This is a genomic window from Planktothrix serta PCC 8927 (assembly GCF_900010725.2).
Taxonomy (GTDB): domain Bacteria; phylum Cyanobacteriota; class Cyanobacteriia; order Cyanobacteriales; family Microcoleaceae; genus Planktothrix; species Planktothrix serta.
The window spans coordinates 1-22,245 of record NZ_LR734823.1 but is presented as its reverse complement, the minus strand read 5'-3'; the positions used below and the strand labels follow the sequence as shown (position 1 = coordinate 22,245).

The following is a 22,245-nucleotide window of genomic DNA, read 5'->3' as shown; positions in this document are numbered from 1 at the left end:
CAATAATGCAATAATGCAATAATGCAATAATGCAATAATGCAATAATGCAATAATGCAATAATGCAATAATGCAGTAATGCAATAATGCAGTAAGTGAGGTATAGAGTGGCAGTTATCGCCTTAATCAATCAGAAGGGAGGGTGTGGCAAGTCTACCTCCTCAGTGCATTTAGCTTATTGGCTTCAGTTCAAGCAAAACTATCGGGTGTTGCTGGTGGATGCCGATGCTCAACGGTCAAGTTCTCAGTGGGTCGCCGGGATAGAAACGCCCATTCCTTGCCAGGTGATTCAATCACCCGATGATCTTTTAGAACAGATTCCAGAGTTAGTCAAAGATTATGACTACATCGTTGTCGATGGCCCTGCGAGTTTAGCTGAAGAAACCAGAGCGATTTTATTCCGATGTGATCTAGCTGTGATTCCGTTACAGCCAACGGGTGTTGACCTTCGTTCTGCTTCCGATGCCATGCGATTACTGAAACAGGCTCAGTCTGTGCGAGGAGGATTGCCTAAAGGTCTGGTATTCCTGAGTCGTGCGGTCAAGAACACAAAACTCAAAGAAGAGGCGATCGCCCTTTTATCTCAAATTCCCGATGCCAAATTTCTCAAACCCATCATTCACCAGAAACAAGCCATAGCAGACACTTCCGGTCAATCCTTAACAGTTTGGGACTTACCCGGACAAGCGGCGAGTGAAGCGGCGACAGAATACGAGCGATTATTCAAAGCCATTCTCAAACAATTGCCAGAGAGAGTATGAACAAAAAACAAACCCGCAAACCCTTGAGTGATGCCTTAGCCCAGGAGTTTGTCTATGGAGAAAATTCAACTCCTCAAGTCAGTTCCAAACCCGAAACAACCCCAGAACCAACACCACAACAGCAACGAACATTTATGGACAAATTGCAAGTTCAACCCAAAGAAGGGACAAAGCGGTTCACTGTTGACTTAGCCGAACCCAGCCATCGCAAGTTATCGATATGGGCCGCGAGGACAGGACGAACTAAAGCAGAAATTGTTAGACTCCTGTTGGATGAAGCGTTAAAGGATGTTTCAGAATAGTAAACAGAGAAGTCTGACGAAAGAAAATACTTGTTTTCCTTCGTCAGACTCAAAAGTGTTAAGCAGAAATTGGATTAAAGACTTGCCATCGCCATTTGATGTCGAACCTGTAGAATTTGAGGATTTTCTTCCGAGTAAATCTGAAATGCTGTTTTCTCTTTGGGTTCAACCCCTTCTTGATAAGTCGCTTCAGCTTCTAACTCCTCTGTCAACGCCCAGGCCTCAACCGCTTCTGGGCTAGTAATTCCTCTGGTCGCTGAAATTGATTTAGCTTGCTCAATGGCTTTTGCCAATTCTCGACGCAGCAGGGGAGCTTTAGGATTTTCTAGGAAATCCCCTTTTAACAAAATATCGGTTTGAGAAATAATCCCCATCAAATTATTGCTAATTACTGGAGCAATATGAATACCCATATTTGCAAATAATCGAGCAACATATTCTACTCCGAGATCTGGATTAACCACAACACAAGGCTTAGTCATAATCTCATAAACTCGGATTTTCTCTAAGTCTTTTCCATAGGCAACCACCTTAGAAACAATATCCGTTTGTGTGATAATTCCATAGGCATCTTGTGGAGAACGCAAATCGACAATTAAAGCCCGTAAATTTTTCAAGCGCATCAATTTAACCGCTTCAGCCACGGTTGCCGAACCCCGAATGGTGGCAACATCTTGAGTCATAATATCAGAGGCTTTCAACATATTTTTTTCCTCATTTTTTACGGTTCAATTTAAAAAGTTTTGGCAGTCTCGGTTGTGGGGTTAAATTCAAAACGAGATTGGGGAAGGGAGTCCCCATATAAATTAAACGTAACGGTGGGTTCTTCTCCGATTGCTTCTATACTATGAATGGCATTCGGTGTAAAACTGATAATTTCTCCAGTCCGAAAAATTTTTTCCCCGGTCGGTTCAATTTTTGAGGGAAATTCGGCATCGTTACAAGGTCGCCAAAATCGATGTTTTTCTTGTCCCTTTAGTACCGCCACAACTCCCCAAGTGCCATGATTGTGAATCGGTGAACTGACTCCTGGTGCAAAGCTGACGTTTTGGATCGTTAACGGATATCCAATCTCGTCATACAGCGTCATAATCGCCCGACCGGTTTGGGGACAAGGCTCTAAATATTGAGTTTGTACCCAGTAAGAATTGGTAATTAATTGGCGGACAAGCCTGCGGATTTGGGGTAAATAATCCCACTGTTCCGATTCCTGTTTTGACCGCTCAACTAAATCCAAAATTTCGGTTAGGAAGCGATGTAAGTAATAGTATTCCCGGATTAAATCCCACTCCCTAGCTGCGGGTCGAGGTTGACATTCTCCCTGATCTGTTATAAGCCAGTCTTTAGTATTCATTCCGGTAATATCAAAGATTTGATATTAATACTTTAACCGCTGTTATTGCTACTCAAGAAGTCATATTCTTGATGTTAATTTGTATTGTCGCATACATTATCTCTAATTCAGACTGTACTCAACGCTCTAAATCCAGAGTAGAAAGAGTTTTAATTTTTTTAGGGGAAGAGGGACTAGCATTTTTAAACCTCATTCTTCCTCCTCCCTAAAAAAAAATCAATCAACTTGCCTTAATTACTGTATCTAAATATACAAAATGTTATCGATTTAGAGTGATTTTTATTTATATTTGTTACGGAAAATATTAAAAAATACTTAATTAATCTTTAATTGTTTAAGTTGAACAAAATATCCAACTTTGCTAATAGAGAATAGTTTGACACTCCCATCCTATCGCACCTAATTAAGGGGTGTGAAAAAGGGAAGGGAAATAGATTCCCAGTCAGACTTATTCCCAGGAATAAATTCAAGGGCTGACATCCTTTGATTTTCGGTCAACTCTATTAGGAAGTGATTGCAATTCGCTATGTCTTATTCCATCACTAATCGTTGTATTAAGTGCGATACTTGTGAACCCCTTTGTCCCACAGGAGCCATTCAACTCAAAAACGACAAATATTGGATAGATCCTGACTTATGTGATAACTGTGAAACCTATTCAGAGCCTCAATGTGTCACTTCCTGTCCCGTTAATTCCCCAGTTCCTTTACAATCCAAAAAAGGTAGATATAAAATTGATACAACTAGAACTCTTCCCAGTCCTAATCTTTTTACCAATGGAAAAAATAATCCCTTTGCTTCTGCAATTGCAATTTGGGACTTGTGTAATATTCTCGCCCAGGGTTCATCCCTAACTTGGGAACTGGAAGAAACCGGAGAACTTTACTATCAGCGACAAATTTTAAATGGAAAAGGTCAGATAGTCTACCACGTTGCTAACCCCTTAGCAGATGAACCTACTATCCCCTTGAAACAGACAGAAGCAACTGCAATGATTGAATCCTTTGACCTGAAAGCCGCTTGTTTGAATTTAATCTATGCTGCCCATATTACCGCTTTAGATCAGCCTTGGGAAGAAGAATTTCTGATTAATGATCTGCAAATTGAAGAATATTTAGGTTTAGATAAACGCAAAGACTTGAGTAAATCTGCTAAATTATCTCTGATTAAAGAATTAGCTCAACAACCCTGTAAATTAATGGCGAGTATTGATTTACCCTCCCAAGGAAAAGTCAAAGGAATTTCGATTAAAAATAGTCCTCTCTGGCATTTATTAGAAATTCAACATCATTTTCAAGAAGACGATGGTGGATATAAATATTTAGTCGGATTAACATTTAAAGTCAAAGCCGGACAGTGGACAAAACTTTTTCTGAATCGACAGGGCTGTAAAGAACGGAATAGCTTTTATCAATATGGAACTTTACCGAAAGTTATATTAAGTACAGTCATGAGTATTTGGCAACAACATCCCGGAGCCGCTCGGATGTTACTTTGGTTATTATTTAAAACTAAGATGGGAAAAGAACAGCGTGTCACCGTTCCCACCTTAATGCGAGTTGCTTATGGGGAGAAAAAAATTAACAGTTTACTTTCCCAAAAAGAGGAACGAAAACGACTGATGAAAATTTTTGAAAATGATTTAGAAATCATGAGTTACTATGGGATAAAACCTATTTTTGATCCCATTACTTATCCTTTAGAAATTCAACCTTTGTGGGTAAAGCTTAACAATATTCCAGAAGAAGCAGAGGCAGCTTTAGACTTTTGGATTGCTGATGGTAGTCAGAATAATCGATTAACAGATGTCGCCCCGCGCGGGAAGTGGAATCGGTTAATAAATGCCCGCATCTTATATTTTGAAATTCCTCGTGAATGGGAATCCTCTAGCAAAATCAAAATTATTCAGCATCAAAAATCTAAATCAAGAACAAAAGTTAAATCCTCCGTAGAACTTTCGGCTCAACAAATTATTGAAGCCCGAAAAATTAGGCTTTTGAGTCAAAGAGAATTAGCATCCTTAATGGGAAAAAGTCAAAGCTGGATTAGAGACATTGAGAATGGTCGCTTTCGAGTTAAGGGAGAAGACCAAATGTTATTGCGAAAAGTGTTAGGAATGATCTGATATAGCAATCCATATATTAGCGCTCGCTCTTTACGCCAAAAGATTATAGCCTCTACTAATATTAATACAAAAACCAGGAGTTTAAAGTAATTTTTACCCTGGTTTTGATTAAAATTATTAATATTTTTAGGTCAAAAAAGGCGGGGATTTTTCAGGTATTTTCGTTACTAACCGTTGAACTAGGCTGTTCATAAAGTCCTAATTGAATACTTAATTCTCGGGCAACGTGAATTAAGAATTTAGAGGCATCTGGATTATCATGGTGGGCAAAGTAAGCAGCGGTTTTTGCCATAGTTTGGATTAAACCGGCATCAATTAACTCTTGATTACCATCTAAAACATCAGGTTCTTGACCATTGGGACAATGTAACAATTGATCTATTAAATTCATGTAAAGTTCTTGGCGTTGTTCAGTCATAATTCCCCTCGTTGTTTGGAAGTTCTTTAAAAAAATAGCCAGAAAAACGTCCTGCTTCTGGCGAATAAGTGACAATTTTTTGTCTCTGTTTCGAGAAATACGGGTAGATAAAAAAGAGAAAAACTAGCATTAAACCCATTTATTAAGATAGTTTTCCTCTCTTTAATGTCGGTAGTATTAGTTGGGATTTAAGCTTCAACCAAAGAAGCATGGGTATAACAATTTTTGGGACAAACTCGTGAACAAGCTTCACAGCCAATACAGAACTCTGGATGAATAATACTCATCACTTTTCGTTCAATTTCATCCTCTTCTTCATCTTCAACAAATTCTCCATCTTCATTTAAAGCTCTGAGTTGTAATACATTACGACCACAAGCTTTAAAACATCTTCCACAACCAATACATTTCTCTTGGTTAATTTCCTGTACAAATTGGGGTGTCCAAGTTGTTCCCCCAAAGGTTAAACCTGTTAATGTTGCCATGATAAAATTGCTCCTGAATGATTTAATTAAACTAAATAAGCTTCTTGGTGAGTCCGAATTGTACAATCAGAACGAGGATAAGCAACGCAGAGTAGCACAAACCCTTTATCCATTTGTTCATCATCTAAAAACGTCTGTTCTGATTGGTCAATTTTGCCTTCAGTGAGTTTACCAACACAACTAGAACAAGAGCCCGAACTACAGGAAAAAGGTAATTCTATATCCTGGGCTTCTGCTGCTTCTAGGATGTACTGATCTTCCTCAACGGGAATAATCACATCTAGGTCTTTTTTCTTGTTAATTAGATGGACGTTATAAGTTACCATTTGCCAATTCCTTGAAAATTTTAGACGAACAAAGTCAGGGAAAGATTAACTACAAGGGACACCCGTAGGGGTGCAATTTCCAGCTTGAAAAGATTGACCACAGCCACAGGTATCTGTTGCATTAGGATTCAAAAATTTAAAGCCACTTTGAGTTAAACCTTCCACATAATCAACCACAACTCCTTCCAATAGAGGCGCGCTTTTTTTGTCAATATAAACTTGAATTTTACCGAGTTGTTCTGACAAATCATCCGGTTGAGGTTGGGAGGTAATATCTAAGGAATATTGATAACCACTACAACCACCATCTATCACGGAAAAACGGACTCCCCGTTGGGTTGGGGTTTCACTTTTTCCCGAACTTTGCAGAAAAGTCCGTAGACGTAATTCAGCAACTTCTGTTAAGGTTAAGGTCATAAAAAATCCTCTGGTTTAGAAAATTAATCATTGACAATTGACAAGGGTTGAAGAGAGATTTTTTTCAACTTTTATCGTTTAAATTCAATCTTCAAAAAGCTAAGGAATTGCCAGAAGTAAAGAATTATTACGATTCGATAAATTTGTTAAATTTCTCTCTGGATTTTTGTCCCCACAAACGGGACAATGGGGGTCATGGTAAGGACGGCGTTTGGCAAAATCTAAACTGTTTAAATCCATTGTTAGCAATTGAGAATATAGCGGTTTTCCGATTCCCGTTAATACCTTAATTGCTTCTAATGCTGTTAAACAAGCTAGAGTTCCTGAGACGGCTCCTAATACCCCAAACCCGCGTTTATCCCAATTAGGTTTTTCGGGAAAAATACAGGATAAACAAGGAGTTTTACCGGGAACAATGGTGGTTAAATAAGCTTCCATATCATTCATAGCAGCTTCCACCATAGGTTTATCCCAGCCCACACAAGCGGTATTTAATAAATCCCGTTCAATGAAGTTATGAGCGCAGTCCAATACCAGATCTGAGGCTTGAACTAAAGCATCAACATTTTCCGGGGTTACATACTGCTCAATAGCCTGAATTTCCACATCGGGGTTAATATTTTCCAGAGTCATTTTAGCTTTAAAAACCCTGGGTTTTCCCACCCAATCCTCCGTCATTAACACCTGACGATTCATGTCATCTAGGCGCAAATCTCCCCCCCGAAGCAGGATTAATTTCCCCACACCGGCAACTGCTAAATAAAGGGCAGCCGTCCCTCCTAAACCCCCTACTCCTGTGACTAATACCGTTGATGATTTCAGTCGGTTTTGGGCAGCTTCCCCAAAGCCGGGAAGCATGATTTGGCGACGGTAACGTTCTAATTCAGTTGGGGTGAGTTGGAACACCATTATTCTCCTTAATCCGAATTAATTTCTGTGAGCAAAACTACATTTCCCTGCTTTTGATTAAAGACTTTAAACAGCTTCTGGTCTAAAGAATTAGACGTTAGAAACACGGTGTAGGCATTTTGCAGAGCAATTTCATATAAACCGAGTTTTTCTTCAGGATTTTCTCCCGCCCAACTGGCATCAATTTCTTTAACCAATTGTGAAAATTTCTGCAAAATATGCAGACGATTAACGTTGACCACTTGCGGGTCATAGGTTAAGTCAAAAAACTGGAAATAATCCTCGGCGTTGACCAGTTTCTCAAAATCAGACAAAGTTTTACTCATCGGCTGTTTTCCTGTTGTTTAAGTTGTTGTTTTAGCTGATCTAATTGACGATAAATTTCGTAGGTTTCGGCTGCCATTTCCATTAATTGATCATAATTTGTCGGCAGTCCTTCCGCTAAATCATGCAGATCCATTTTTTGTTGTCCCGCTTTGCTATTGAGTCGTTTAATCTGAGTCTTTAACTCCTCAATACTAACAGGAATTGGGCTTATTTCTGGGACTTGAACCATAATCTTTGAATCCGTAATTAAAGTCAGAATTATCAGAATAACAGTTAATCAATTGTTCATGTTTTTACTGATAACTGATAACTGAAACTAAAGGTTGCCAACTTCGGGAAAGCGTTTGGCTAAATCAATTCCAGATTGAGTTAGCTTTTCGCCTTCGGCTGCTAATTTCTCAAAGGAATCAAAACCAAAACGTTGGGCATCTCGTAAAGTTCTTGTCACCAATAATAGCCGACCCGAAAACACTAATGCCCAGCCAAAACCTTCGTGACTCAAATCAATCACAATTTGAGAAAGTAACCCAGTTTCTTTTTCAACCAGAGCCGCAATAGCGCGATAAAATAACTGAATTCGCCCCTTAGTATTAGCTTCAACTTCACCGTCAACGGAAATTTTACGTTTAGCTTCCCGACTAACAATAAAAGGCTTCAACATTAATTCATCTGTCCAATTCCGATAAAATCCATAGGAATCTTCGGCTCGAATTTGGCGAACTAACTCCTGCAAAAACGGATGAGTTAAAATTTCAGTATTGGGAGTTTCGGTCACAGTTTCAGTTGAACTCATACAGCGGTTTCCTCCTCTAATTGCTCTAAAAAGCTAGACTTTTCTTGTTGTAGGACTTTCCTCAGCCAAGGGGGAGGATTTCCATTTAATGTTGCCACTAATTTAGTGAGAACATCGGTAATTTCCTGTTCCTCTGACTGAGCTTTAACAGGAGTTATCCGTTTTTTCACTAAACGAGCCGCCGCACTTCCCCCAATAGCTGAAACATAAATAATCGTGCAATCTGATAACGCTTCAATCTTAGGTAATAGCTTATCTTCATTGCCATCTTCTTTGAGGTCGCCCTCAAATTTTAAAGTTTCTACAAATTGATAACGTTCCGGGGTAACTTCATAAACATCAATTTTTTTTGCCCAACCAAAATGAGCATTAATATGAACGTTATCGCTAGTTGTAAATGCTATTTTCATGGTTAACCTCTGGATTCATTATCAATAAATTTGGCTAATTTTAATTAACGTCAAGAAAATTAAACTATTTTCAATGTCTGGATTCTTCTTGACTTAAAAACAAATTGCCAAGCTCAAACAAAAGTTGGGTTGTTCCTCGGTAGCCGACGGAACAAGAATAACCATTTCCCAAACGGTCTAAGATAGGAAATCCTTGGCGAAAAAGCGGAATCTTTAAGCGCTGAGAAATCTCGGCTCCGTGGGAATTAGTAATTAATAAATCCGCCCCAGATGCTAAGTCTTCAAAGTCTTCTAAATCCCCAATAATTACCGTTTCAATGGGTAATGTTTCCAAAATTGGGGATTTAGTAGTGGTGACGGCGGCTTGAATTTCTGCCCCCATCGCCATTAATAATCCCACCCGGGCGAATAACAAATCGGGTTCTAAAGCTAAACAAACCCGCTTGTGTCCAAAGTAGAAATGGGTGTCTAACATCGCGTCTTGTAACTGACGACGTTGGTAGCGATATTTTTCGGGAACCGCAATTCCACTTAAGTCAGATAGTCCTTGTAACAACTCATCAACGGCGCCTAAACCGCTAATTTGGGGAAAGACTTCAAAGGGAATTCCAAACCGTTTTTCCAGAATTTGGGCACTGGCGCGCATACTTTCTCCAAAGGCTAAAGTATACACAGAACTGCCAATTTCTCGGAGTTCGGCTAAGGTAGTTCCTCCGGTAGTTACCGAACTATAGGAATCATCCAAATGACCATCTAAAGAAGCGGATAAATTGGGAACAACAATTGGAATTAATCCAAAAGCGGCGGTAATTTCTTTGAGTTCTTGAACATCCCCAGGACTAAAGGCAGAACTCATTAATAAAGTGACTTGTTGGGGGCGAGTTTCACCGGGTTGGGGAAGTTCCCGCATTAGGCTTTCAACAGCCGCAGCAAAACCATCTTGTAAGGCACCTCGAAAGTCAGGAGCGGAGACAAAAACAATCGGTAAATCGTATAATTCTGGGTGACGTTTGCGGACATTTTTCAAAATCCCTTCCATGTCATCTCCCCGGGTTTCAGTGAGTCCGGTTGTACACAAACCAATAATTTGCGGTTGGGATTTTTCCACTAAGGTTAAAATCGCTTGTTCAATATTATCTTCTCCTCCTAAAATTGTAGTTACTTCGGTCATGGCGGTTGTCGCTAAAGGAATCGCTTCTCGAAAATGTCGAACTAAAGAAACCTTAGCAAAAGCCGTACAACCTTGGGAGCCATGTAATAAAGGCATCATGCCTTTAAGTCCTAAAAAAGCTAAAGTAGCTCCTAAAGGTTGGCTTTGTTTAAGAGGATTTACCGATACGGATTTTTGTCGAGAAATAACAGCAGCCATGTTAAAGTACCTCCTCTAAATCCCAAGGAGCGGGTTGGCGAACCTGTGACCAAATCGGGCTATAGAGGGCTTCTTCTAATTCTCTAGCCATAGCCACCATCCCCGTATATCCGGCATAGGAATGGTGGCGTTCTTGGTTAATATCTAAAAACGGAATTTTAGCTTTTAAAGCCGTATATTGATTTCGACCGCCGGCGATTAACATATCGGCTTTAGTTTGGGCAATAACTTTAATTAATTCTGCGGCATTGCCTTTTTCCATGAGGATGCCTTCTGCCCCTAATAAGGTACGAATTTTAGCTTTATCTTCCTCGGTACTTTTTTTGGTACTGGTGGCGACAACTTCCATCCCTAGGTCTTTAGCCGCGGAAATAATTGACCAACTTTTCACGCCTCCGGTGTAAAGCACAACTCGTTTGCCTTTAAGTCGTTCTCGATAATAAGCTAATTCGGTGTTTAATTTTTCCGTTTCTTCTGCTATTAGTTGTTCGACTTTAGTTTGTAAGGATAAATCTCCTAATTTTTGGGCGATATTGCGTAAGCAGCGATTGATATCTTCTACGCCATAGAATGATTCTTCAATATAGGGAATTCCATAGCGTTCCTCCATTTTTCTAGCAATATTAATTAAAGCTTTGGAGCAAATTGTAACGTTTAATTTAGCCCGATGGGCATAACAAATTTCATGATAACGAGCATCTCCGCTCATTTTAGAGAGGACACGAATGCCCAATTTTTCAAATAAAGGTAGAACCTCCCAAAGTTCTCCAGCGATATTATATTCCCCGATTAAATTGATATCAAAGGGGGTGGTAAATTCCGGTTCGGCGGTACCAATCACATATTCTAATAAAGATTCGCCACCGACGCGATTTCCTAAGTTTTTACTGCCAATAAAACCGGGGGAATTAATCGGAATTACTGGAGTTCCCAGCTTTTTAGCCGCCGCGGCACAAACCGCATCTAAGTCATCTCCAATTAAGGCGGTGACGCAGGTGGAATAGACAAAAACGGCGGCGGGTTGGTAGCGTTGTTGAACGTCTAAAATGGCAGTGTAGAGTTTTTTCTCTCCTCCAAAAATCACATCATTCTCACTTAAATCTGTGGTAAATCCCATTTTATAAATGTGGGAACCAGAGGAAAGACTGCCCCGACTTCCCCAGGAATTTCCGGCACAGGCAATGGGGCCGTGGACGAGATGGGCGACGTCGGTAATTGGGACTAAGGTAATCATGGCGCCATCAAAGGCACATCCGCCTTGGGCTGCACCCGGTTCGGCTTGTTGTTGGCAGGCTTTCTTTTTTTTCTCCCCCGGTTTGTGATTATGTTCACAACCGGGTTCACTGAGAAGTTCGTTAATTTTACCTGGAGTAATCTTCATAGTTTTACGCTAATTCCTATTAGCAAATGTAGGGGGTAATATCTTCTAAACAAACATCTGCTAGATAACTCAGGGCGCGAAACCGTAACCCCACTAACTCGTTATACAAAGGATTCAACTTGCACAGGGGCGGAATATGATAGGTATTTCCAAAAAGATTAATATCCCGTTCAAACGGACAGCAACAGGGAATAACTTGGCAAATCCAATGGGCAATTTGGCGGTTGTTTACAGCTAATCCATCCACCCAACGCCGCAGGGGAAATAAAAGGTCAATTCCCCGATTTTTTTGGGGTACAAACTGATGGTTATGACTATGGATATCGTGTGTATGAAGCAGAGTAGCCATCATGACTCCAAGCATCGAATAAGGTGAACAGAATTTAGATCAAGGGAAAAGGAATTTTTAGATAATTTTTTCCTTTTCCCGATGTAGAAATTACCGAATTAAGTCGTAAGAAATATCGGTTTTGGAGGGAATAATGGTATTGCGATCTAGTTCATCAAGCAGGGTATTCACAATCCAATTTAGTAAATTAATTGCCCCTTGATAACCGTAAGTAGAATAACGGTGCAGGTGGTGACGATCAAAAATCGGATAGCCAATTCGCACTAAAGGTGTTTTGGTATCCCGCCATAAATACTTGCCGTAGGAATTACCAATTAATAAATCTACGGGTTCAGTAAATAACAGCGAACGCAGATGCCATAAATCTTTTCCACCCCAGATTGTCGCGCCTTTTCCAAAGGGACTAGCATCGAGAATAGCTTGCAATTCAGCTTCAAAAGCATTATTGCTATTGCTCACTAAAATATGCACCGGTTCCGCCCCAATTTCTAATAGGAATTGAGTTAAACCAATTACTAAATCCGGGTCTCCATACATGGCGACTCGTTTGCCATGTAACCAGGATTGAGAATCCGTCAGTGCGTCTACTGCCCGTCCCCGTTCATCTTCTAATTCAGCCGGAATGGGTTTACCCGTTAAAGCCGATAATTTCATCAAGAATTCATCAGTTCCCCGAATTCCAATCGGACGATTGACATAGGTAGGTTGCTTCCATTCACTATTGATATAATCACGGGTTTTAGTGGTGGAATAGGATTGTAAAGCAATAGTAGCTTCGGCATTAATAGAATCGGCTGCTTCTGTTAAGGGAGTGCCACCGGGATACATTTTGTATTCGCCGGTATTGGGGGAATCTAAATACTCGGAATTATCTGCTAATAGGGTATAGTTAATTCCCATTAATTCGGCAATTCGTTTGACTTCCCGCAGGTTGCCAATATAGGTTTCAAAACCGGGAATAAAGTTAATTTTGCCGTTGGTGGTTTCGGCTTTTTTACCCTCCGTTAGATTAGATAAAATTCCTTTCATCATGTTGTCGTAACCCGTGATATGGGAACCGACAAAACTAGGGGTATGGGCGTAGGGAACGGGATAGTCTTGAGGAACAGAATTAGCCGCTTTGGAATTATTAATAAAGGCTTGCAAGTCATCTCCAATGACTTCTGCCATACAAGTCGTACACACCGCAATCATTTTGGGTTTGTAGAGATTGTAGGAGGTTGCTAACCCTTCAATCATATTATTTTGTCCGCCAAATACCGCCGCATCCTCAGTCATAGAAGATGATACTGCCGAAAAGGGTTCTTTAAAGTGGCGAGTAAAGTGAGAGCGGAAGTAAGCCACACAGCCTTGAGAACCGTGGACAAAGGGGAGAGTGCCTTCAAAGCCAACGGCGGCTAAAATTGCCCCTAACGGTTGACAAGCTTTGGCGGGGTTGACGGTTAAGGCTTCCCGTGAAAAGTTTTGTTCCCGATATTCCCAGGTTTTTGTCCATTCCGCAATCCGGGCGACTTCTTCTGGGCTATGTCCGCCTTCAAATTCTTTTTTCCCGGCAAATAACTGTTGATATTCTTCCTGGTGGAATAAAGTAACGTGGTCTTGAATTTGGTCTATATTGTCCTGTGGCATGACTCAATCTCCAATAATCAATAAATTAGTAATTAGTAATCAGTTATCAGTCATCAGTCATCAGTTAGGAGTCTTGGGTTTTTAATTTTTAGCCAAAAACGATTAACTCTTCACTGATTACTGATAACTATTAACTGTTTACTTTTTCCAAGGAGCGCCAATTAATCCCCAAGTCGGACTATTCAGGGCTAAATCCATATCGCGCGCGAAGATAGCAAAACCGTCATAACCATGATAGGGGCCAGAATAATCCCAAGAGTGCATCTGACGGAAAGGAAGAGCCATTTTTTGGAAAACATACTTCTCTTTAATTCCAGAAGCAATTAAATCCGGTTTCAATTCTTTAACAAAATGTTCAAACTCATAAGCAGAAACGTCATCATAAATTAACGTACCGTCTTCGATATAATGAGTTGTGCGTTTGTAGTCATCATTGTGACCAAATTCATAACCCGTCCCAATCAATCTCATTCCCAAATCATGGAAAGCAGGAACAACGTGGCGCGGACGTAAACCTCCTACCATTAACGCCACAGTTTTATCTTTTAACCGGGGAGAGAATTTATCTAGTACCGCTTTGGTTTGGGGTTCGTATTTAGCAATAACTTTTTCGGCATTCTCTTGAATTTTTTCGTCAAATTTACTGGCAATTTCCCGTAGAGATGCCGCAATTTGAGTTGGGCCAAAGAAGTTATATTCTAACCAAGGAATTCCATAAGCTTCTTCCATGTGACGGGTAATATAGTTCATTGAGCGATAGCAGTGAACTAAATTCATTTTCACCGTAGGACTCATCATCATTTCGTGGAGGGTGCCATCTCCCGACCACTGCGCCACCACTCGTAAACCCATTTCTTCTAAAAGAATCCGGCTTGACCAAGCATCTCCACCGATATTGTAGTCTCCGATAATAGCAACATCGTAGGGGGTACCTTCAATGCCTAATTCTTTCTTTTTCTTGTCAGCTTGAGGGAATACCCAATCCCGTACCGTGTCATTAGCAATGTGGTGTCCTAAAGATTGAGACACACCTCGGAAGCCTTCACAACGGACAGGAACAACAGTTTTACCAATTTCTTTACTAGCTTTTCTAGCAACAGCTTCGATGTCATCTCCAATTAAACCAATCGGACATTCAGACTGAATTGAAACTCCTCTATTTAAAGGGAATAATTCATCCAGTTCCGTAATCAGTTTAGCGAGTTTTTTATCGCCACCAAACACGATATCTCGTTCTTGGAAATCCGAGGTAAATTGCATTGTCCCAAAGGTATCAATGCCCGTAGTCCCAATGTAGTAATTCCGCCGACCTGACCAAGAATAATAACCGCAACCGACGGGGCCATGACTAATATGAATCATGTCTTTAATCGGCCCCCAAACCACCCCTTTAGAACCCGCATAAGCGCAACCGCGAGTGGTCATAGAACCCGGGACGGATTTAATATTCGACTTAACGCCACAATCGGATTTTCCTTCTTCAAAAACGTTAAGATGTTTTTCCCGTTTTTTCTTGGCTTTATCGGGATAAAGTTCTATGGCTTCTTTAATCAGTTCTTTTTTGTCAACAACTAATTCTTGAGAGTCAAGAGTAGTAGAATCGATAGGAGTCATGTCTACCTCTGTTGAGTGTGTAGGAAATAATAAATAGCAAATAAGGGAAGGTAGGAATCAGTAATCATTAATCAGTATAAGAGCTAAGTATTTAATAGACTGTTTACTAAAAACTTTTTTCTAAACTGATGAGGTGATTACTGATTACTGGGATTAAACGCCAACGGTTACCGGAGCTTCATCGGCGGTTTTACCCACTAAATGCTCGAATTCTTTGTCATCTCCTAAAATTCCGAATTCCACCAATAATTCTTCTAATTCATCCATAGAAATTGGAGTCGGAATCGTCAGATTTTTGTTGTCAATAATCTTGTTAGCCAAGGTGCGATATTCTTGGGCTTGAGGATGTTGGGGAGCATACTCAATCACCGTCATCCGACGCAATTCGGCGTGTTGTACCACGTTGTCGCGGGGGACAAAGTGAAGCATTTGAGTATTTAAGCGTTTGGCCAAGGTTTCAATTAATTCTAATTCCCGGTCAACTTTACGGCTGTTGCAAATTAAACCGCCTAAACGCACACCGCCGGAGTGAGCATATTTAAGTACCCCACGCGCAATGTTATTAGCAGCGTACATAGCCATCATTTCCCCGGAGGTAACGATGTAAATTTCTTGAGCTTTACCTTCACGGATAGGCATGGCGAAACCACCACACACAACGTCCCCTAAAACGTCATAACTGACGAAATCTAGGTCTTCATAGGCGCCGTTTTCTTCTAGGAAGTTAATCGCAGTAATAATCCCCCGTCCAGCACAACCGACACCGGGTTCTGGGCCACCGGATTCTACACAACGGACATCCCGATAGCCGGTGAGTAACACTTCTTCGAGTTCGACATCTTCCACAGCACCCCGTTCGGCGGCGAGGTGAAGTACGGTGGTTTGAGCTTTACTGTGGAGCATTAAGCGGGTGGAATCAGCTTTGGGGTCACAACCGACAATCATCACGCGCTGACCCAATTCCGCCATCCCAGCAATGGTATTTTGGGAGGTGGTGGATTTACCAATCCCACCTTTTCCGTAAAATGCAATCTGTCTAATTTTTTGGTCTGTCATGATTAATTATCCTGGGTAAATGAATAGATTTGTTGTTGAAGGAGAGGTTAAGATCTAGCAAGTTGAAAAGAAATATCAGTTAGCAAAATTGGAGTCTGAAACTGATTTCTTTTTGAGGTTGAGGGGGAGGACGCTCCTCACCTTGATGACGTTTTTGAACTTTCATAATTACCACCTTAATAGGTTATTGTAGATGAATTGTTTGGGCTTAAATTTATAGTGCTTCCACTAATAAACTGGGTAAGACTTTCTGTTTTAAAGTCGTTTCAATTAACCCTTTCAGAGTAGATGTACTACTAGGACAAGAGCCACAAGCTCCTTTCAGTAAGACTTTTACTGTATCTCCTTCGACATCATAAAGTTCGACATCCCCTCCATCTGCTAACAGCAAAGGACGGACTTCTTCTAAGAGAACTTTTTGAATCAAGGAAATTTTTTGAATTGTTGTTAGCGGGGGTGCTGAGGTAGGTTGCTGAGAGTCTTTAGCAAAGGCAATCTCTGTAGCAATTTGAGTAATGTTAGCTTTTTCTTTAAGGACTTCCGCAATTAAATCATCAATGGGATATAAACAAGAACCACAACCGCCACCCGCTTTAATATAACTTGTAACTTGTTCGGCGGTTGTTAAGTTATTTTCAACAATAGCTCGGCGAATTTTCGATTCACTAATGCTAAAACACTTACAAACTAAAGTCCCATCATCATCATCATGAGCTTCTAATTCAATTCCTCGATATTTATAAATCGCCGCTTCTAATGCTTCTTGTCCCATCACCGAACAGTGCATTTTAGCTTCGGGTAAACCCCCTAAAAAATCGGCAATTTCTTTATTAGTAACCTTCAACGCTTCATCTAAGGTCAAACCCTTAACTAATTCCGTTAATGCTGAAGAAGAAGCAATGGCGCTGGTACAACCAAAAGTTTGAAATCGAGCATCTACAATCATGTCCTTGGGTTGATCGATTTTGAGATGCAATCTTAAAGCATCTCCGCAAGCAATACTACCAATTTCCCCAAAAACTACAGCAATTCCCGGTTCGTCGGTTTGTTCAATTACCCCTTGGTTTTTCGGGTTATAAAATAAGTCTAATACTTTGTCTGTGTAGTCCCACATAACAGTTCTCCAAATCAGTAATCAGTGTCAGAATTAAAAGTGAACAATTATCAGTGTCAGCGTTAAGAATTATCAGTATCAAAGGTTAATAAACTGTTAACTAATGGCTGATAACTGATTACTGGTTTGCCTATCTTGTAACCATTCCGCCGCATCACTATTGAAGGGAGAAAGGGAACGCAAACGCTCTATAATTGGTGGCATTACAGTTAGGACTTGATTGATTTCTGCCTCCGTTGTGTAACGACTTAAACTAAATCGAATTGAGCCATGTAGAATCACATAAGGTAAACCCATTGCTCGTAAAACGTGAGAAGGTTCCAAAGATCCAGAAGTGCAAGCTGAACCAGAAGAAGCACAAATTCCATACTGGTCTAAGGAGAGTAAAATCGCTTCCCCTTCAATATATTTAAACCCAATATTGGTGGTATTTGGTAAGCGATGTTTCGGGTCACCATTCACTTGACAATTTGGAATAATTTCTAGCAAAGTTGTTTCCAAAAGATCTCGCAATTGGCTTTCCCGTTTAGTGGCTTCTGGTAAATGTAATAATTCCAGTTCCGCCGCTTTTCCTAAACCAATAATTCCAGGGACATTTTCAGTACCCGCTCGCCGACCCCGTTCTTGATGTCCGCCAATTAGCAACGGTCGAAAATGAAATCCCCGGCGGACATATAATGCTCCAACCCCTTTAGGAGCGTGTAACTTATGACCCGATAATGTTAATAAATCAATGGTGCTGTTCTTCAGATTCAAAGGAATTTTACCAACCGCTTGCACCGCATCAACATGAAAAACAGCCCCGTATTCCTTCGCTAATCCCCCAATTTGTTCAATTGGAAATACCGTTCCGGTTTCATTATTAGCATACATCGTAGAAACTAAAGCCGTATTTCCCGTTAAGGCAGCTTCTAATTCCATTAAATCTAATTGTCCTTGAGCATCAACGGATAAATAAGTAACCGTATAACCTTGTTTTTCCAGTTGTTTGCAAACATTTAAAACCGCCGCGTGTTCGACTTGAGTAGTAATAATATGGCGACGGTCAGGTTGGGCAGCTAAAGCGGCGCGAATTGCCGTATTATTACTTTCACTGCCACAACTGGTAAACACAATTTCGGTGTCATCAGCCCCTAAAAGACCCGCAACTTGAGCTCTAGCTTGTTTGATTGCTTTTCCGACCTTTCCCCCAAAGCTGTGCATACTGGAGGGATTACCATAATATTCGCTAAAGTAGGGAAGCATTGCTTCTAATACTCCAGGATCTACCTGAGTTGTGGCATTATTATCTAGGTAAATACAAGTTGACATTATCTTGCCCTCAGTTTAACAATGGGGAAACGGAAATTAGGAATTAAATACAACCAACAATTTCAGGAATTTCCTGAGTAGTTTGGAGAATATGGTGCTGATAAAAAGCCCGGGCAACTTTTTCAATCACATCGTAGGCTTCCACCACAATTAAACCCGCCGCTTCTAAATCCGCTTTCGGACATTCACCAACTTTAGAAACCAAAATTGCTTGACAATCTGCAATGGCTTTAATCGTGTGTTCTAATGTGGCTTCTTCGCCATAACCACTTTGACAATAATGATCAATTTTGCGATGACCGACGAATTTAGCTTCGTTAGCATCCACTTCATAAATTTGGAACTCTTTAGCATGACCAAAATGTTGATTCACTAACCCCCCACCTTTAGTCGCAACCGCCACTAAAACTTTAGGACTGTTAGCAACTTTTTGACTGGGTTTGAGTTTGGCTTTAGCTAATTTTAGTTCCGATTTAAACTTCTCAATATCGGCATGAACTTCTTGACGAGTTTCAATATTGTATTCTGGCTGCATTTCCATGAATTTATCTTTCGTAAATTCTTGGCTTCTGTCTTCGCCTAATAAACCCACAGCATCCGCTCGACATTGGCGACAGTGACGCATCATTTTCATATTGCCAGAACAGTTATCTTGCACCGCTTTTAATTCTTTGGGGGAGGGGCCACGTTGACCGTTTAAACCAAAGTAGGTGCCATGTTCAGGCGCTGAAATCAAGGGCATAATATTATGCAGAAATGCCCCTTTGGAACGAATAACTTGATTGACTTCCGGTAAATGATGGTCATTAATTCCGGGAATTAGAACCGAGTTCACCTTACAAAGGATATCCGCTTCTTTAAGTGCCTGTAAACCCTCCATTTGGCGTTCGTGGAGAATTTGCGCTGCTTCAATCCCGGTATAGCGTTTGCGGTTATAGCGCACCCAAGGATAGATTTGTGTGCCAATTTCCGGGTCTACCATGTTAATCGTAATCGTGACATGATCCACGTTCAGTTGCTTAATCCGCTCTACATAGTCGGGGAGCATTAAACCATTGGTGGATAAGCACAGCTTGATATCGGGAGCTTTGTCCGCAATTAACTCAAAGGTGCGGAAAGTTTTTTCCGGGTTGGCTAAGGGGTCACCAGGGCCAGCAATGCCTAAGACGCTCATTTGGGGAATTTTACCCGCAATCACTAAGACTTTATGGGCGGCTTCTTCTGGGGTTAACAATTCACTCACCACCCCAGGTCGGCTTTCGTTAGCGCAGTCGTATTTGCGATTACAGTAATTGCATTGGATATTGCAAGCGGGAGCCACCGCAACGTGCATCCGGGCGTAGTGATGGTGGGCTTCTTCGCTATAGCAAGGGTGGTTCTCAATTCGTTGTTTTAGTTTTTCGTCAATTTCTGTTGTAGAAGTGCCGCAGCTAGAGGAACTGCAACCGCTTGATTGAGTGGGAATTCCGAGTTGGGGGGTCATTGAATTTCTGGGATTAAGTGGACGGGTCAACCTTAGAGGAAATCTGACAAACCGTGATTATTTTGTTTATTCCTTCGGCACGAATTCGAGCCTAATTGCATCCATTAACTTCTCCCAGAATCCATCGGTGATTAGGTTTTTGGTAGGGGGTAAGATTACCAATTCCATAAAGACCTATTTACCTTTGGCGGGTTTTGCATCTGGCGTTAGGAGATTTATAGCACCCCCCCAATTCCCCCCTTAATCAACAACGGCGGATAAAACTTATTAAACTAATTAAGACTGTACTCAAAATCTCTAATCCTGATGGGACGGGTGAATCAGAGATTTGAAAAAAAATTTGGGGGTATAGGGACGAGTATTTTTCGGGGTAGGGACGAGTATTTATAGACTAGACAACGGGTATTTTTGCACTCAAAGCTAACCCCGTCACTACATGGGGTTAACAACATTTATGGCAACTTTTTTGAGTTCCTGTATTTGTACTCAAATTATCAAAGCTGATGCCCTAAACCGAATCGGACAGGGCATTTTAGGTAAAAACCAGAACAACCTAAAGAAAAATCTCTGCGGGTGTTCTTAAATTGAATTCTGTATCTAAGATATCAGTTTTTTGGAAAAATTTGGGTTTTTGTTGCTTTTTTGTTTACAAAAGTTATTTATTGTAGTTGACGATACAGATAAACCTAAAGTTCTTCTAGCCAATTCCCACCTCTAACCCCGGAAAAATTGAGTAACTTCTTTGAGTTTAAAACCTGAAATCTTAAAGCGTGTTGAAATATACAAAAATTTAAAAATTTTGAGGGAGGTAAGAATTGGGCCAAAAAAACAAGCCGTGAGTACAATTTCTGATCGGCTTAAATTTGCTCCTAAATCACTTCAAATAGCTATCCCGAATAAGTTGTGGCTGAGTACATAAATACTCGTCCCCTACTCAAAAAATACTCGTCCCCTACTCAAAAAATACTCGTCCCTTGATCTAAAAAAAAAAAACGTCCCTTTGCTAGCAAGGCTTTGAGTCCCTGAGTACATTTTTAATTAGTTTAATAATTTTAACCCAAGTCTGTTTTTGAGCCTGAGTTTTCGCATCTGGTATAAGCAAGAAGTGCAGATGACTCCAACACGGGTCAAAGCTTTTTCACTTCCCCCCGGAAAGCAATGCAACAGACTCTTACCCCTGGGTTAACCATCTCACCCATTCCACCCAACAAACCGGCGGTGTTAGCTGATATAATCCCAACAGCTGCCACCGAGAATGTCAAATCAATTCTTCCCCTGCTCAACGGGTGGCAGACCCTCCAAGCTGACTTTATGATTATTTTTGAGCGTGACCCCGCTGCCCGAAATTGGCTAGAAGTGCTTTGCTTTTACCCCGGATTTCACGCTTTAGAACTGCATCGCATTGCTCACGAGTTACACCGTCGGCAAATCCCCTTTGTTCCCCGTTTAATTTCTTACTTCAGTCGGCTATTTACCGGAGTTGAAATTCACCCCGGTGCGGTCATCGGTAAGGGGGTATTTATCGATCACGGCATGGGAGTTGTGATTGGAGAAACCGCCATTGTCGGAGACTACGCCCTAATTTATCAGGGGGTAACCTTGGGGGGAACCGGAAAAGACAGTGGAAAACGCCATCCCACCTTGGGAAAATCGGTAGTAGTTGGGGCGGGAGCTAAAATTTTAGGGAATATTCAAGTGGGTGATCATGTTCGCATTGGTGCCGGTTCTATTGTATTACGAGATGTACCCTCTGATTCTACAGTTGTCGGAGTTCCCGGTCGAACAATCTGTCGAATTCCCCAGAATACTTGTCCCCTAGACCATGGAAAACTTCCCGATGCTGAAGCCACAGTCATTAAAAATTTAGAAACTCGAATTGAACAGTTAGAAGCCCAAATTAGTCGGCTGCAAAAGAGTTTAAAATCACCCTTTTAAACTCTTTAAGCTTAGTTTTTCTCTGGAGGTTAATCTATGCAGCTAGATGAATTAGAACTTGACTTGCCCCCTTGTTTTGAAATTGGTGAAAAAGTTCAAACTCGCAAGTTAATTCGCAATGATGGCACATTTCCCGGTCAGGAAATTGGGGCAACTTTAGCAAAAAAGGGAGAAATTGGCTATGTAATTTCTATCGGGACATTTTTACAAAATTCCTATATTTATGCCGTACATTTTATGGGAACAGGCTATGTTGTCGGTTGTCGGGCTAAAGAACTAGAAACAGTAGAAACAGGAATTTAAAGTCAACAACCCGCCGTTAAATCGGGGTACCGATTTTAACGGGGGCTTGAAATCAAGCCCAAGTTGACCAGACTG

25 protein-coding genes are annotated in these 22,245 nt (G+C 40.8%); 5 read left to right on the top strand and 20 right to left on the bottom strand.

Translation table 11 applies throughout. From position 1 onward, the window contains the following. Positions 1–106 precede the first annotated feature (106 nt). Together PL8927_RS00295 and PL8927_RS00290 are read left to right on the top strand one after the other, a co-directional pair. Positions 107–760, top strand: a complete 654-nt coding sequence (locus PL8927_RS00295; protein ID WP_083616391.1) for an AAA family ATPase — start codon at positions 107–109, stop codon at positions 758–760. After that, positions 757–1,062 (top strand): hypothetical protein, encoded by a 306-nt coding sequence (locus PL8927_RS00290; RefSeq protein ID WP_083616390.1) that lies wholly within the window; start codon positions 757–759, stop codon positions 1,060–1,062. The genes PL8927_RS00295 and PL8927_RS00290 overlap by 4 nt, the downstream gene beginning before the upstream one ends. Before the next feature lie 74 nt (positions 1,063–1,136). Here PL8927_RS00290 and PL8927_RS00285 read toward each other — a convergent pair whose 3' ends face one another. Further along, positions 1,137–1,766, bottom strand: a complete 630-nt coding sequence (locus tag PL8927_RS00285; RefSeq protein WP_083616388.1) for a CBS domain-containing protein — start codon at positions 1,764–1,766, stop codon at positions 1,137–1,139. Positions 1,767–1,795: 29 nt separating this feature from the next. Further along, the gene (locus PL8927_RS00280; RefSeq protein ID WP_083616387.1) at positions 1,796–2,416 is read right to left on the bottom strand and encodes a cysteine dioxygenase family protein; all 621 of its coding nucleotides are present in this window, start codon (positions 2,414–2,416) and stop codon (positions 1,796–1,798) included. A 526-nt stretch (positions 2,417–2,942) separates the two neighbouring features. On the opposite strand from PL8927_RS00280, the gene PL8927_RS00275 reads away from it, so the two are divergent. Beyond that, positions 2,943–4,541: a helix-turn-helix domain-containing protein gene (locus PL8927_RS00275; RefSeq protein WP_083616385.1), complete on the top strand. Its 1,599-nt coding sequence runs from the start codon at positions 2,943–2,945 to the stop codon at positions 4,539–4,541. 151 nt (positions 4,542–4,692) lie between these two features. Here the strand turns inward: PL8927_RS00275 and PL8927_RS00270 are convergent, their stop codons facing one another. The 18 genes from PL8927_RS00270 to nifB all read right to left on the bottom strand — a co-directional run bounded on the left by PL8927_RS00270 (position 4,693) and on the right by nifB (position 19,932). After that, the gene (locus PL8927_RS00270; protein ID WP_083616383.1) at positions 4,693–4,959 is read right to left on the bottom strand and encodes a hypothetical protein; all 267 of its coding nucleotides are present in this window, start codon (positions 4,957–4,959) and stop codon (positions 4,693–4,695) included. Positions 4,960–5,147: 188 nt separating this feature from the next. Continuing rightward, on the bottom strand, positions 5,148–5,444 hold the full coding sequence (fdxB, locus tag PL8927_RS00265) for a ferredoxin III, nif-specific (protein WP_083616380.1): 297 nt from the start codon (positions 5,442–5,444) through the stop codon (positions 5,148–5,150). 26 nt (positions 5,445–5,470) lie between these two features. Continuing rightward, positions 5,471–5,770 carry a 2Fe-2S iron-sulfur cluster-binding protein gene (locus PL8927_RS00260; protein WP_083616379.1) on the bottom strand — a complete coding sequence of 100 codons (300 nt, stop codon included), beginning with the start codon at positions 5,768–5,770 and terminating at the stop codon, positions 5,471–5,473. A 45-nt stretch (positions 5,771–5,815) separates the two neighbouring features. Continuing rightward, positions 5,816–6,187: an iron-sulfur cluster assembly accessory protein gene (locus PL8927_RS00255; protein ID WP_083616377.1), complete on the bottom strand. Its 372-nt coding sequence runs from the start codon at positions 6,185–6,187 to the stop codon at positions 5,816–5,818. A gap of 99 nt (positions 6,188–6,286) precedes the next feature. After that, on the bottom strand, positions 6,287–7,096 hold the full coding sequence (locus PL8927_RS00250; RefSeq protein ID WP_083616374.1) for a HesA/MoeB/ThiF family protein: 810 nt from the start codon (positions 7,094–7,096) through the stop codon (positions 6,287–6,289). Positions 7,097–7,104: 8 nt separating this feature from the next. Beyond that, the gene (gene nifW, locus PL8927_RS00245) at positions 7,105–7,422 is read right to left on the bottom strand and encodes a nitrogenase-stabilizing/protective protein NifW (RefSeq protein ID WP_083616372.1); all 318 of its coding nucleotides are present in this window, start codon (positions 7,420–7,422) and stop codon (positions 7,105–7,107) included. Next, a complete protein-coding gene (locus tag PL8927_RS00240) occupies positions 7,419–7,652 on the bottom strand; it encodes a CCE_0567 family metalloprotein (RefSeq protein WP_083616370.1) in 234 nt (77 codons plus the stop codon). The genes nifW and PL8927_RS00240 overlap by 4 nt, the downstream gene beginning before the upstream one ends. A gap of 87 nt (positions 7,653–7,739) precedes the next feature. Continuing rightward, a complete protein-coding gene (locus PL8927_RS00235) occupies positions 7,740–8,216 on the bottom strand; it encodes a NifX-associated nitrogen fixation protein (RefSeq protein ID WP_083616368.1) in 477 nt (158 codons plus the stop codon). Further along, the gene (gene nifX / locus PL8927_RS00230; RefSeq protein WP_083616366.1) at positions 8,213–8,626 is read right to left on the bottom strand and encodes a nitrogen fixation protein NifX; all 414 of its coding nucleotides are present in this window, start codon (positions 8,624–8,626) and stop codon (positions 8,213–8,215) included. Before nifX ends, PL8927_RS00235 begins: the two co-directional genes overlap by 4 nt. Positions 8,627–8,696: 70 nt before the next feature. Further along, a complete protein-coding gene (gene nifN, locus PL8927_RS00225; protein ID WP_083616364.1) occupies positions 8,697–9,995 on the bottom strand; it encodes a nitrogenase iron-molybdenum cofactor biosynthesis protein NifN in 1,299 nt (432 codons plus the stop codon). Position 9,996: 1 nt separating this feature from the next. After that, the gene (nifE, locus tag PL8927_RS00220) at positions 9,997–11,376 is read right to left on the bottom strand and encodes a nitrogenase iron-molybdenum cofactor biosynthesis protein NifE (protein WP_083616362.1); all 1,380 of its coding nucleotides are present in this window, start codon (positions 11,374–11,376) and stop codon (positions 9,997–9,999) included. A 19-nt stretch (positions 11,377–11,395) separates the two neighbouring features. Next, the gene (locus PL8927_RS00215) at positions 11,396–11,725 is read right to left on the bottom strand and encodes a Mo-dependent nitrogenase C-terminal domain-containing protein (RefSeq protein WP_156093045.1); all 330 of its coding nucleotides are present in this window, start codon (positions 11,723–11,725) and stop codon (positions 11,396–11,398) included. Between the two features lie 90 nt (positions 11,726–11,815). Beyond that, positions 11,816–13,354, bottom strand: a complete 1,539-nt coding sequence (gene nifK / locus PL8927_RS00210; RefSeq protein WP_083616358.1) for a nitrogenase molybdenum-iron protein subunit beta — start codon at positions 13,352–13,354, stop codon at positions 11,816–11,818. 138 nt (positions 13,355–13,492) lie between these two features. Next, entirely contained in the window at positions 13,493–14,968 is a 1,476-nt protein-coding gene (gene nifD, locus PL8927_RS00205) for a nitrogenase molybdenum-iron protein alpha chain (RefSeq protein WP_083616355.1), read from the bottom strand. 153 nt (positions 14,969–15,121) lie between these two features. Next, the gene (gene nifH, locus PL8927_RS00200) at positions 15,122–16,024 is read right to left on the bottom strand and encodes a nitrogenase iron protein (RefSeq protein WP_083616352.1); all 903 of its coding nucleotides are present in this window, start codon (positions 16,022–16,024) and stop codon (positions 15,122–15,124) included. Positions 16,025–16,238: 214 nt separating this feature from the next. Beyond that, positions 16,239–17,138 (bottom strand): Fe-S cluster assembly protein NifU, encoded by a 900-nt coding sequence (nifU, locus tag PL8927_RS00195; RefSeq protein ID WP_083616350.1) that lies wholly within the window; start codon positions 17,136–17,138, stop codon positions 16,239–16,241. A 96-nt stretch (positions 17,139–17,234) separates the two neighbouring features. Beyond that, the gene (gene nifS, locus PL8927_RS00190; protein ID WP_083616348.1) at positions 17,235–18,449 is read right to left on the bottom strand and encodes a cysteine desulfurase NifS; all 1,215 of its coding nucleotides are present in this window, start codon (positions 18,447–18,449) and stop codon (positions 17,235–17,237) included. A 43-nt stretch (positions 18,450–18,492) separates the two neighbouring features. Continuing rightward, complete coding sequence (gene nifB / locus PL8927_RS00185) at positions 18,493–19,932, bottom strand: nitrogenase cofactor biosynthesis protein NifB (protein WP_083616346.1); 1,440 nt, start codon at positions 19,930–19,932, stop codon at positions 18,493–18,495. Positions 19,933–21,090: 1,158 nt separating this feature from the next. Between nifB and cysE the strand changes: the two genes are divergently transcribed. Together cysE and PL8927_RS00175 are read left to right on the top strand one after the other, a co-directional pair. Next, positions 21,091–21,867, top strand: coding sequence for a serine O-acetyltransferase (gene cysE / locus PL8927_RS00180; protein WP_083616344.1), 777 nt, complete (start codon positions 21,091–21,093; stop codon positions 21,865–21,867). Between the two features lie 36 nt (positions 21,868–21,903). Continuing rightward, the gene (locus tag PL8927_RS00175) at positions 21,904–22,170 is read left to right on the top strand and encodes a nitrogen fixation protein NifZ (RefSeq protein WP_083616343.1); all 267 of its coding nucleotides are present in this window, start codon (positions 21,904–21,906) and stop codon (positions 22,168–22,170) included. Positions 22,171–22,245: the final 75 nt, after the last annotated feature.

Excerpts from the sequence above, each read along its gene's own strand:
- nifD (WP_083616355.1), bottom strand. The coding sequence starts at position 14,968 with ATGACTCCTATCGATTCTACTACTCTTGACTCTCAAGAATTAGTTGTT.
- PL8927_RS00280 (WP_083616387.1), bottom strand. The coding sequence starts at position 2,416 with ATGAATACTAAAGACTGGCTTATAACAGATCAGGGAGAATGTCAACCT.
- PL8927_RS00275 (WP_083616385.1), top strand. The coding sequence starts at position 2,943 with ATGTCTTATTCCATCACTAATCGTTGTATTAAGTGCGATACTTGTGAA.
- PL8927_RS00240 (WP_083616370.1), bottom strand. The coding sequence starts at position 7,652 with ATGGTTCAAGTCCCAGAAATAAGCCCAATTCCTGTTAGTATTGAGGAG.
- PL8927_RS00270 (WP_083616383.1), bottom strand. The coding sequence starts at position 4,959 with ATGACTGAACAACGCCAAGAACTTTACATGAATTTAATAGATCAATTG.
- PL8927_RS00290 (WP_083616390.1), top strand. The coding sequence starts at position 757 with ATGAACAAAAAACAAACCCGCAAACCCTTGAGTGATGCCTTAGCCCAG.
- PL8927_RS00260 (WP_083616379.1), bottom strand. The coding sequence starts at position 5,770 with ATGGTAACTTATAACGTCCATCTAATTAACAAGAAAAAAGACCTAGAT.
- PL8927_RS00285 (WP_083616388.1), bottom strand. The coding sequence starts at position 1,766 with ATGTTGAAAGCCTCTGATATTATGACTCAAGATGTTGCCACCATTCGG.
- nifH (WP_083616352.1), bottom strand. The coding sequence starts at position 16,024 with ATGACAGACCAAAAAATTAGACAGATTGCATTTTACGGAAAAGGTGGG.
- PL8927_RS00250 (WP_083616374.1), bottom strand. The coding sequence starts at position 7,096 with ATGGTGTTCCAACTCACCCCAACTGAATTAGAACGTTACCGTCGCCAA.
- nifN (WP_083616364.1), bottom strand. The coding sequence starts at position 9,995 with ATGGCTGCTGTTATTTCTCGACAAAAATCCGTATCGGTAAATCCTCTT.
- nifU (WP_083616350.1), bottom strand. The coding sequence starts at position 17,138 with ATGTGGGACTACACAGACAAAGTATTAGACTTATTTTATAACCCGAAA.
- nifB (WP_083616346.1), bottom strand. The coding sequence starts at position 19,932 with ATGACCCCCCAACTCGGAATTCCCACTCAATCAAGCGGTTGCAGTTCC.
- PL8927_RS00175 (WP_083616343.1), top strand. The coding sequence starts at position 21,904 with ATGCAGCTAGATGAATTAGAACTTGACTTGCCCCCTTGTTTTGAAATT.
- PL8927_RS00235 (WP_083616368.1), bottom strand. The coding sequence starts at position 8,216 with ATGAGTTCAACTGAAACTGTGACCGAAACTCCCAATACTGAAATTTTA.
- PL8927_RS00255 (WP_083616377.1), bottom strand. The coding sequence starts at position 6,187 with ATGACCTTAACCTTAACAGAAGTTGCTGAATTACGTCTACGGACTTTT.
- nifK (WP_083616358.1), bottom strand. The coding sequence starts at position 13,354 with ATGCCACAGGACAATATAGACCAAATTCAAGACCACGTTACTTTATTC.
- PL8927_RS00215 (WP_156093045.1), bottom strand. The coding sequence starts at position 11,725 with ATGGCTACTCTGCTTCATACACACGATATCCATAGTCATAACCATCAG.
- nifS (WP_083616348.1), bottom strand. The coding sequence starts at position 18,449 with ATGTCAACTTGTATTTACCTAGATAATAATGCCACAACTCAGGTAGAT.
- fdxB (WP_083616380.1), bottom strand. The coding sequence starts at position 5,444 with ATGGCAACATTAACAGGTTTAACCTTTGGGGGAACAACTTGGACACCC.
- nifE (WP_083616362.1), bottom strand. The coding sequence starts at position 11,376 with ATGAAGATTACTCCAGGTAAAATTAACGAACTTCTCAGTGAACCCGGT.
- nifX (WP_083616366.1), bottom strand. The coding sequence starts at position 8,626 with ATGAAAATAGCATTTACAACTAGCGATAACGTTCATATTAATGCTCAT.
- cysE (WP_083616344.1), top strand. The coding sequence starts at position 21,091 with ATGCAACAGACTCTTACCCCTGGGTTAACCATCTCACCCATTCCACCC.
- nifW (WP_083616372.1), bottom strand. The coding sequence starts at position 7,422 with ATGAGTAAAACTTTGTCTGATTTTGAGAAACTGGTCAACGCCGAGGAT.